At 72.4% G+C, this 10,790-nt stretch carries 7 protein-coding genes; all 7 read left to right on the top strand.

The window, feature by feature from the left end:
• The coding region (locus ACWDRW_RS17135; protein WP_451723946.1) for an Rne/Rng family ribonuclease at positions 1-3,616 on the top strand (3,616 nt) is incomplete at its 5' end.
• A gap of 229 nt (positions 3,617-3,845) precedes the next feature.
• Positions 3,846-4,166: a 50S ribosomal protein L21 gene (gene rplU / locus ACWDRW_RS17130; RefSeq protein ID WP_041819941.1), complete on the top strand. Its 321-nt coding sequence runs from the start codon at positions 3,846-3,848 to the stop codon at positions 4,164-4,166.
• A gap of 14 nt (positions 4,167-4,180) precedes the next feature.
• A complete protein-coding gene (rpmA, locus tag ACWDRW_RS17125) occupies positions 4,181-4,435 on the top strand; it encodes a 50S ribosomal protein L27 (protein ID WP_004950923.1) in 255 nt (84 codons plus the stop codon).
• 105 nt (positions 4,436-4,540) lie between these two features.
• Positions 4,541-5,983: a GTPase ObgE gene (gene obgE / locus ACWDRW_RS17120; RefSeq protein ID WP_451723944.1), complete on the top strand. Its 1,443-nt coding sequence runs from the start codon at positions 4,541-4,543 to the stop codon at positions 5,981-5,983.
• A 125-nt stretch (positions 5,984-6,108) separates the two neighbouring features.
• A complete protein-coding gene (locus tag ACWDRW_RS17115; protein ID WP_451723942.1) occupies positions 6,109-7,566 on the top strand; it encodes an FG-GAP repeat domain-containing protein in 1,458 nt (485 codons plus the stop codon).
• 36 nt (positions 7,567-7,602) lie between these two features.
• The gene (locus ACWDRW_RS17110; RefSeq protein WP_451723940.1) at positions 7,603-9,036 is read left to right on the top strand and encodes an FG-GAP repeat domain-containing protein; all 1,434 of its coding nucleotides are present in this window, start codon (positions 7,603-7,605) and stop codon (positions 9,034-9,036) included.
• Between the two features lie 194 nt (positions 9,037-9,230).
• Positions 9,231-10,781: an alkaline phosphatase D family protein gene (locus tag ACWDRW_RS17105; RefSeq protein ID WP_451723939.1), complete on the top strand. Its 1,551-nt coding sequence runs from the start codon at positions 9,231-9,233 to the stop codon at positions 10,779-10,781.
• Positions 10,782-10,790: the final 9 nt, after the last annotated feature.

The raw sequence follows: 10,790 nt of genomic DNA, 5'->3' as shown, positions 1-10,790 counted from the left end.
GACGTCCTGGACGCACCGGTGGTGCGCCCGATGGTCGCCGAGACCACCTGCCTCGGCGCCGCCTACGCCGCCGGCCTGGCCGTCGGCTTCGGCTCCGCTCGCCGCTCAGGCGGAGCAGGCCGACGAGGCCGCCGCTCCGGCCGAGGACGCGGCGCCGAAGGGACGTACGCGTCGCCGTGCCACCCGCAAGGTGACCGCGCCCGCCGCCGCTCCCGAGCCCGTCGCTCCCGAGACCGTGGAGGCGGCGCAGGCGCCCGTCGAGACCCCGGTCGAAGAGACCCCCGCCGAAGACACCCCGGCCGCGTCCGAGGACGTCGCCCCCCGTCGTACCCGTCGGCGTGCCACGCGTCGCGTGTCCGCGCCCGCCGGGGCGCCCGAGAACGTGGAGGCGTCCGTGACCGCTGCCGATGAGGGCAAGCCGACCGAGCCCGAGACCCCCGCCGCCGAGGCCGAGCAGCCCGCCGAGGACGCCGCTCCCCGGCGCCGGCGCCGTGTCGTCCGCAAGGCCGCCACCGGGTTCTCCGCGCCCGCCCGGCCCACCGCCGAGGAGGAGGCCGAGGAAGAGGCCGACACCCCGCGTCGTCCGGCGCGGCCCGCCGTCGCCGTCTTCCAGCCGCCGGTCTTCACCGAGCCGCAGTTCCAGACCCCCGAGCGCGCCGCCGCCGAGGCCGCCGCCGTGGCGTCGGACGAGCCGGCCGAGGCCGAGGAGACCGAGGAGTTCCCGGAGGAGCAGGCCGGTGGCCGCCGTCGCCGCCGGCGCCGGGGTGCCGCCGCGGAGGAGCCCGAGGCCCGTACCGCCGAGCCCGCGGTCGAGGACGAGCCGGAGGAGGCCGAGGAGTCGGCCGAGGACGCCGGTGAGGGCGACGACACCGAGGAGACCGGGGCGCGCCGTCGCCGCCGTCGTGGTGGCCGTCGCCGTCGCCGCGGTGAGTCCGCCGAGTCCGACGCCGAGGGCGGGGAGTCCGCCGACGAGTCCGACGAGGCCGCCGTCGCGCAGGCCGCGCAGGACGCCGAGGACACCGCCGAGCAGGAGGAAGAGGACGCCGAGGAGGCGGACCAGGGCGAGGAGCCCGGTGGTTCGAGCTCCAGCAGCCGCCGTCGGCGCCGCCGTCGCCGTCGGGCCGGCGACTCCTCGGGCGAGGCCGAGCCGTCCGCCGACGACCCGGAGCGCACGGTCGTGAAGGTGCGCGAGCCGCGGGCGAAGGCCGAGCCGTCCGACGAGGTGCAGTCCATCAAGGGCTCGACCCGTCTGGAGGCCAAGAAGCAGCGCCGCCGTGAAGGCCGTGAGCAGGGCCGTCGTCGCGTCCCGATCATCACCGAGGCCGAGTTCCTGGCCCGCCGGGAGGCCGTCGAGCGGGTGATGGTCGTCCGTCAGCACGGCGACCGTACGCAGATCGGCGTCCTCGAGGACAACGTGCTCGTCGAGCACTACGTCAACAAGGAGCAGTCGACCTCCTACGTCGGCAACGTCTACCTCGGCAAGGTGCAGAACGTCCTGCCCTCGATGGAGGCCGCCTTCATCGACATCGGCAAGGGGCGCAACGCCGTCCTGTACGCCGGTGAGGTCAACTTCGAGGCGCTCGGCATGGCCAACGGGCCGCGCCGCATCGAGTCCGCCCTGAAGTCCGGCCAGTCCGTGCTCGTCCAGGTGACCAAGGACCCGATCGGGCACAAGGGCGCGCGTCTGACCAGCCAGGTCTCACTCCCGGGCCGCTACCTCGTGTACGTCCCCGAGGGCTCCATGACCGGCATCAGCCGCAAGCTGCCCGACACCGAGCGGGCGCGGCTGAAGACCATCCTCAAGAAGATCGTCCCCGAGGACGCGGGCGTCATCGTGCGCACCGCCGCCGAGGGCGCGAGCGAGGACGAGCTGCGCCGGGACGTCGAGCGGCTGCAGGCGCAGTGGGAGGACATCCAGAAGAAGGCCAAGAGCGGCAACGCCCCGACGCTGCTCTACGGCGAGCCGGACATGACCGTCCGGGTCGTCCGGGACATCTTCAACGAGGACTTCTCCAAGGTCATCGTCAGCGGTGACGACGCCTGGTCGACGATCCACGGGTACGTCTCCCATGTCGCCCCGGACCTCGCCGAGCGGCTGCAGAAGTGGACCTCCGAGGTCGACGTCTTCGCCACGTACCGGATCGACGAGCAGCTCGCCAAGGCGCTGGACCGCAAGGTCTGGCTGCCCAGCGGCGGTTCGCTGGTGATCGACCGGACCGAGGCGATGGTCGTCGTCGACGTCAACACCGGAAAGTTCACCGGTCAGGGCGGCAACCTCGAGGAGACGGTCACCAGGAACAACCTGGAGGCGGCCGAGGAGATCGTGCGTCAGCTGCGGCTGCGCGACCTCGGCGGCATCATCGTCATCGACTTCATCGACATGGTGCTGGAGTCCAACCGGGACCTGGTGCTGCGGCGCCTGCTGGAGTGCCTGGGCCGGGACCGTACGAAGCACCAGGTCGCCGAGGTCACCTCGCTGGGTCTGGTGCAGATGACCCGCAAGCGGGTCGGCCAGGGTCTGCTGGAGTCCTTCTCCGAGACCTGCGTCCACTGCAACGGCCGCGGAGTCATCGTCCACATGGAGCAGCCGACGGCTGTCGGGGGCGGCGGCAAGCGCAAGAAGCGCGGGCGCGGCGGTGAGCACGAGCACGAGGCCGCGGCGAGCGCCGTGGAGACCGCCGAGCCGGTCGAGCCGTTCGCGTCGGAGACCGCCGCCGAGGTGGCGGCCGAGGTCGCCGAGCCGGTCGCGCTGCCCGCGCCGGAGTTCGCGCCGGACGAGGAGCTGTACAGCAGCGTCGCCGAGGCGGAGGCCGCGGCCTCCCGCGGCGGCCGTACCCGGCGCCGGGCGAGCCGTCGCGCGTCGGCCCCGGCCGGGGCGCCGAAGACGGAGGCGCCGAAGGCGGAGGCAGTGCGGGCCGAGGCGGTGCAGGCCGAGGTGCCGACCGCTCAGGACGTCACGGTCGCGGAGGAGGTCGAGCGTCCGGTGCAGCCGGAGTCGGCCGCCGAGGCGAAGGCCGAGCCCGCCGCCGTGGAGGACGCGGTCGTCCAGACCCCGGCCGCCGCGACCGAGGAGGCCGCGCCGAAGGGCCGTACGCGCCGGCGGGCCACCCGTAAGGCCACCGCGCCCGCCGGTTCGCCGGAGGGGGCCGAGGCCACCGTGGTGACCGTCAGCAGCGAGGAGGCGCCGGCGCCCGCGCCGGTCGCCGAGGCGCCCGCCGAGCCCGCCGCCCCGGCCCGTCCGCGGCGCCGTGCGGTGCGCAAGGCCACCGCGCCCACCGCGTCCGAGGAGGCGGCCGTCGTGGTCGTCCCGTCCGCCGCGGAGGAAGCCCCGGCCGACGGGACCGCCGTGGCGGAGGAGGCCGTGGAGGCCGTCGTGGCGGAGGAGGGCGAGGCCGCCCCCGCCAAGAAGGCCGCCGCGCGCAAGACGGCGAAGAAGGCGACGGCGAAGAAGGCCGCCACCAAGAAGACCGCGGCCAAGAAGACGGCCGCCAAGAAGACGACGGCCAAGAAGGCGGCCAAGACCGCCACGGCCGCCAAGAAGTCGGCGTCGAAGAAGACCGCGGCGGCGGCGCAGCAGACGCTGCCCTCCGTCTCGGCCTCCACCGACGAGGGCTGAGCGGTACCGGGGTGTGCGGCCGAGTGATCAGCCGCACACCCGCGGGGCCCGGCCCGGTTTGACCCGTTCGGCCGCCGCCCCGTAACCTTGACCGTCGGCATGTCCACTGACGTGCCACATCCCCGTAAACCTCTTCCTCCCGGGCATGCGTGGCCGGGAGAGGCCGTTCGCGATGTGCGGGCGGCTGGACTGCGGGGGTGCCGTTCCCGAGCGAGAGAGTGAGATCCGCGTGTACGCCATCGTGCGCAGCGGTGGTCGCCAGCACAAGGTTGCTGTCGGCGACATCGTTGAGGTTGACAAGATTTCCACTGCCAAGGTTGGCGACACGGTCGAGCTCTCGACCCTGCTCGTTGTCGACGGCGACTCCGTGACCAGCGACCCGTGGGTGCTGGCCGGCATCAAGGTCCAGGCCGAGGTCGTGGACCACCACAAGGGCGTCAAGATCGACATCCTTCGCTACAAGAACAAGACCGGCTACCGCCGTCGTCAGGGCCACCGCCAGCAGTACACGGCGATCAAGGTCACTGAGATCCCCGCGGCTGCGAAGTAAGGGACTGAGGAGAGATGGCACACAAGAAGGGCGCATCGTCCACCCGTAACGGTCGTGACTCCAACGCTCAGCGCCTCGGCGTGAAGCGCTTCGGCGGTCAGGTCGTCAGCGCGGGTGAGATCCTGGTCCGCCAGCGCGGCACCCACTTCCACCCCGGCGCGGGCGTCGGCCGTGGCGGCGACGACACGCTGTTCGCGCTGAACGCCGGTGCGGTGCAGTTCGGTACCCACCGTGGCCGCAAGGTCGTGAACATCGTTCCGGTCGCCTGATCGGAAAGCTTTTCGCGAGGCGGACCTCACTTCCCGGTCGGGAAGGCGGGTCCGCCTTTCGCGTGTTGACATAGGTAAAACCCGTACTTTCTGGAGGCACACACCATGACCACCTTCGTGGACCGCGTCGAGCTGCATGTCGCCGCGGGTAACGGAGGTCACGGCTGTGCCTCCGTCCACCGTGAGAAGTTCAAGCCGCTCGGCGGACCCGACGGCGGCAACGGCGGACGCGGCGGCGATGTGATCCTCACCGTCGACCAGTCCGTCACCACGCTGCTCGAGTACCACCACTCCCCGCACCGCAAGGCCACCAACGGCAAGCCCGGCGAGGGCGGCAACCGGTCGGGCAAGGACGGGCAGGACCTGATTCTTCCGGTGCCGGACGGCACCGTTGTGCTGGACAAGGCGGGCAACGTCCTCGCCGACCTGGTCGGCCACGGCACCTCGTACGTCGCCGCGCAGGGCGGCCGGGGCGGTCTGGGCAACGCGGCCCTCGCCTCCGCCCGCCGCAAGGCGCCCGGTTTCGCGCTGCTCGGTGTGCCGGGAGACCTCCAGGACATCGTGCTGGAGCTGAAGACCGTCGCCGACGTGGCGCTGGTGGGCTACCCGAGCGCCGGCAAGTCCTCGCTGATCTCCGTGCTCAGCGCCGCCAAGCCGAAGATCGCCGACTACCCCTTCACCACGCTGGTGCCGAACCTCGGTGTGGTCACCGCCGGTTCGACCGTGTACACCATCGCCGACGTGCCGGGTCTGATCCCGGGTGCCAGCCAGGGCAAGGGCCTCGGCCTGGAGTTCCTGCGGCACGTGGAGCGGTGCAGCGTGCTGGTGCACGTCCTGGACACCGCGACGCTGGAGTCCGAGCGTGACCCCGTCTCCGACCTGGACATCATCGAGGCGGAGCTGCGGGAGTACGGCGGCCTCGACAACCGGCCGCGGATCGTCGTCCTGAACAAGATCGACGTACCGGACGGCAAGGACCTCGCCGAGATGGTGCGGCCGGACCTGGAGGAGCGGGGCTACCGCGTCTTCGAGGTGTCAGCGGTCGCGCATCTCGGGCTGAAGGAGCTGTCCTTCGCGCTGGCCGACCTGGTCGGCAGGGCGCGGGCCGCGAAGCCGAAGGAGGAGGCGACGCGGATCGTCATCCGGCCCAAGGCCGTGGACGACGCGGGCTTCACCGTCGTACGCGAGGACGAAGGACTGTTCCGGGTGCGCGGCGAGAAGCCGGAGCGCTGGGTGCGGCAGACCGACTTCAACAACGACGAGGCCGTCGGCTATCTCGCCGACCGGCTCAACCGCCTCGGTGTCGAGGAGGAGTTGATGAAGGCGGGCGCCCGCTCGGGCGACGGTGTCGCCATCGGACCCGAGGAGAACGCGGTCGTCTTCGACTGGGAGCCGTCCGTCATGGCCGGTGCGGAGATGCTCGGCCGGCGCGGTGAGGACCACCGGTTCGAGGCACCGCGCCCCGCGGCCCAGCGTCGTCGGGACAAGCAGGCCGAACGGGACGAGCACGAGCGCGAGTTCGACGACTTCGATCCCTTCGAGGGTTAACTCCGGGGAAAACCGGGGCGTACGACAGGGCAACCAACCGTCGACTCGGAGAGTCGTACTGGGCGCGTGGCTGAGGATCTTGGTCCTCGGCACGCTCAACCGCCCAGCCGATTCCCGGAGTCGACGTGCCCAAGCCCGTTTCGCGCAGCATGCGGCGGACCGTTGTGGTCGCCATCGCCCTTCTGGCGGGAGGCGCGACGGCGCTGCCGGTCGCGCAGGCCCGGCCCGCTGCCGCCACCGGCCCGGTGAGCGTGCGGCAGGACTTCAACGGGGACGGGTACGAGGACCTGGCGGTCGCCGCTCCCTACGCGACGGTGAGCGGTAAGGCCAATGCCGGGTACGTCGCCGTGCTGCACGGATCCGCGAGCGGGCTCAACCCCTCGGTCCGGAAGGTGTACTCCCAGGCGACGACCGGGGTCCCCGGCGTCCCCGAGGGCGGCGACCGGTTCGGACACAGCCTTGCCGCGGCCGACCTGGACGGGGACGGCTACACCGATCTGGTGGTCGAGGCGAAGAGGGAGTTCTGGCAGCGGGACGGCATCGACCGTGAGGGCAACCGGACGGTGCTGTGGGGCGGTCCCTCCGGCCTCGGCTCCGGAACCGTCCTGCCCCCGGCCGACGACGGCCGGTACCAGGGCGAAGTGACCGTCACCGGTGACTTCGACGGCGACGGCCGTCCGGATCTGGCCCAGAAGAGCCGTGCGGAGTTCGGCCCCTTCACCCGTGACGGGCGCCCGGCCTCGGTCCAGGACGACGCGGAACTCGTGGGCGCGGACCTGAGGATGGCCGAGGTGTCGGCCGGTGACGTCGACGGCGACGGCATCACCGACCTGGTCACGCGCTCCGTCGGCGGACGGGACGAACAGGGCGAGTACGTCTTCCGCCTGCACTATGTGCGCGGCGGCGGCGACGGGCTGGCGGCGCCGGTCACCCTGGAGGACGCGCAGGGCCGGTTCGTCGATCCGCTGGACTCCAGCCTGGAACTCGGCGACCTCAACGGCGACGGCCGCGCCGACCTCGTTCTCGGCCGCAACTCCCTCACGGTCTTCAACGGCACCGCGGACGGCCCGGGCACCGCCGCCGCGCCCCGGGTGATCGACCAGGACACGCCCGGTGTGCCCGGGACCCAGGAGACGGTGGACAGCCTCGGTCGCGCCCTCGCGATCGGGGATGTCGACGGGGACGGGTTCGGGGACGTTCTCGCCGGGCTGCCGGGCGAGAACCTCGCCTCGATGGGCTTCCTGGGCAACTCCGTGGGCTCCGTCGTGGTCGTACCCGGCGGGCCGGACGGGCCCACCGGCGCCGGCGCCAGGGGTTTCCACCAGAACAGTGCGGACGTCCCCGGCACGGCGGAGAAGGGGGACGGCTTCGGCGGCAGCGTCCACCTTGTCGACGGCAACGGCGACGGCCGGGCGGAGCCCGTCGCGGCGGCGTACCCGGAGAACGACTACGCCGGTGCCGTCTGGGTGTTCCGCTCCACCTCCACCGGGGTCACGGCCAAGGGGTCCTTCGTCTTCGGCGCGCGTGCCCTGGGCACGGTCGCGCCGGAGGGCTGGCTTGGATACGCGTTCCCGACGGACTGACCCCTTCCTTCGCCTCGACCGCACAGGAGATCCGAGATGAGCAAGCAGCGCAGAACCCGGCGTGCCGGCCTCGCCGTGGCCCTGGCCGCCACCGGGGCCGTGGCCCTGCCGACCGCCTCCGCCGGACCCGCCTACGCCGAGACCTCGCCGACGAGGATCCAGGACGACTTCAACGGCGACGGATACGAGGACCTCGCCGTCGCCGCGCCGCTGGCGACCCTCGGGGACGAAAGACAGGCCGGTTACGTCGCCGTGCTGTACGGCACGGCGAGCGGGCTGAACACCGCGACCAGGCAGGTGTACACGGAGGCCTCGCCCGGTGTGCCCGGAGTCCCCGAGGCGTACGACTACTTCGGGTCCGGCCTGGACTCCGCCGACCTGGACGGGGACGGATTCACCGACCTGCTGGTGACGGCCTCCGGCGAGGACTGGAAGCGTGGCGACAAGCAGTACCGGTTCAGGACGACCGTGCTGTGGGGCGGCCAGGGTGGTTTCGCCTCCGGCGCGGCCCTGTCGGTCGTGGGGAACGACCTGGACCAGGACAGCGACCTGGCCTCCGGTGACTTCAACGGTGACGGGCACCAGGATCTGATCCGCAGGGACCGGGTGGAGTTCGGCCCCTTCGGGAGGGACGGCAGCCCCGCGTCCGTCCAGGAGGAGCCCGGCCTGGTCGGCGCGGAGACCGAGTGGGCGTACGAGGTGGTGGCCGGTGACGTGGACGGTGACGGCGTCACCGACGTGGTCGCGCGCGTTATCGCGTCCTCCCTGGACGACAGTGCCCCGCGGTACTTCTTCCGCTACCTCCGGGGCGGCCCCGACGGCCTGAAGGCACCCACCGTCCTGAAGGACGCCCACGGCGAGACCGTGGATGCCCAGGGCTTCGACCTGGCGCTCGGCGACCTCGACGGCGACGGCCGGGCCGACCTCGTCAACGGCGACTACACGGTCGGGATCTCCTTCGGCACCGAGAACGGTCCGGACACCACCAGGACCCGGGTGATCGACCAGGACACCCCCGGCGTGCCCGGCACCCAGGAGCCGGAGGACAGCTTCGGCAACGAGCTGACCGTCGGGGACGTGGACGGCGACGGCTACGGCGACATCCTGGTGGGCAACCCGTTCGAGCGGGTCGGCACCTTGAGCGAGGCGGGCTCTGTCGCCGTCGTCCCCGGCGGGGCGGACGGGCCGACGGGCGCGGGCACCCGGGTCCTGAGCCAGCAGACCGCCGGCGTACTGGGTGACGCCGAGGCGGGGGACCGGTTCGGCTGGGCCTTCGACCTCGTGGACGGCAACGGTGACGGCCGGGCGGAACCGGTCGTGGGGGCCTTCCGCGAGAACGGCGGGAGGGGCGCCGTGTGGGTGTTCCCCACGACGTCGTCCGGCGTCACGGCCGAGGGCTCCTTCGTCTTCGGCGCGGGCACGCTCGGCACGGCCCCCAGGGGGCGGCTCGGCAAGGCCTTCCCCAACTGACCGCAGACGACCGAGCGGTCCGACAGACCCGTTGCGGCAAGCGCACGTTCGTCGTGTTGTTCCCGTGCCGCAACGGGTCTTCTGTTGTCTGCCTGCTTGTCATGCACGCGATCCCTGGGATTCAGCGCGCGGACCCGCCGGAAGCGTGAGCTTCCAGGTGTCCAAAGGGCCTGCGACGCAAGGGAGTTCGCCAAATGACCGGTGCAGGATCGCCCGACCGACGCCGCTTTCTGACCGCCGGTGCCGCCGTGCTCGGCGCCGCCGCCTCCGCCCAGCTGTGGCTGCCCGCCACCGCCCGCGCCGCCGACACCCCCCTGCCCGAGGGCGTGTTCAGCCTCGGCGTGGCCTCCGGGGACCCGCTGCCGGACGGCATCGTGCTGTGGACCCGGCTCGCCCCGGACCCGCTGAACGGCGGCGGCATGCCGGACGCGGTCGTGCCGGTGCAGTGGGAGCTCGCGGAGGACGAGCGGTTCCGCAAGGTCGCGCGCCGGGGCACCGCCCAGGCCCGGCCCGAGTACGGGCACAGCGTGCACGTGGACGTACGAGGACTGCGCCCCGGCCGCCGCTACTGGTACCGCTTCCGCGCCGGCGGCCGTGTCTCGCCCGTGGGCCGCACCCGTACCGCGCCCCACCCCTTCAGCTCCGGCGGCGATCTGCGCTTCGCCCTGGCCTCGTGCCAGAACTGGCAGCACGGCTGGTTCACGCCGTACGCCGACATGCTGGACCAGGACCCCGACGTCGTGCTGTTCGTCGGGGACTACATCTACGAGTCGGTGCCCTCGGCGACCGCCCCGCGCAAGCACGAGGGCGCGGGGGAGCCCTACTCCCTGGAGCAGTACCGCAACCGGTACGCCCAGTACCGCTCCGACCCCGACCTCGCGGCGATGCACGCGGGCGCCGCCTTCGTGGTGACCTTCGACGACCACGAGGTGGACAACGACTTCGCGGGCGAGATCCCGCAGGACCCGGCCAAGCAGCCGCACGACGCCTTCGCGGCCCGGCTCACCGCGGCCTACCAGGCGTACTACGAGCACATGCCGGTGCGCGCCACGGCCGTACCGAACGGACCGCACATCCGGATGCACCGACGCCTGGACTTCGGCCGGCTCGCCCGGCTCAACGTGCTCGACACCCGCCAGTACCGCAGCGACCAGGCCACCACCCAGGCCGGGGCCATGGACCCCACGCTCACCATGCTCGGCGCCGCGCAGAAGCAGTGGCTGCTGGACGGGCTGCGGAACTCGCCCGCCCGCTGGAACCTGATCGCCTCGCAGATCATGATGGCCGAGACCGATCTGCTGGTCGGCGAGGGCAAGCAGTGGTTCTACGACGCCTGGGACGGCTACCAGGCCGAGCGCAACCAGTTCCTCGGGGAGTTCCGCCGCGTCCGCAACCCGGTCGTGCTCACCGGTGACCGGCACCTGACGATGGTCAGCGATCTCAGGGAGGACTTCGCGAACCCGGAGTCCGCCGTCGTCGGCGCCGAGTTCGTCGGCACCTCGATCTCCTCCAACGGCGACCAGGACCAGGAGGCGTTCCGCCGGGAGTGGGACCCGCGCCGGGCGGACAACCCGCACTGGAAGCTGCTGGACGCCCACCGCGGCTACCACCTCTTCGACATCCGCCGCGACGGCATCGACGCGCAGGTCAGGGTGGTGGACACGGTCCGCCGGCCGACGGCGACGCCGAGCACGCTGGCCAAGCTGCGGGTGGAGGCGGGACGGCCGGGCGTCGAGCTCGCGTAGCGGCGCTCA

The sequence above is a fragment of the Streptomyces sp. NPDC003635 genome (assembly GCF_053587635.1).
Note: the sequence above shows the minus strand (reverse complement) of the source record. Positions and strands in the feature narration are given on the sequence as shown.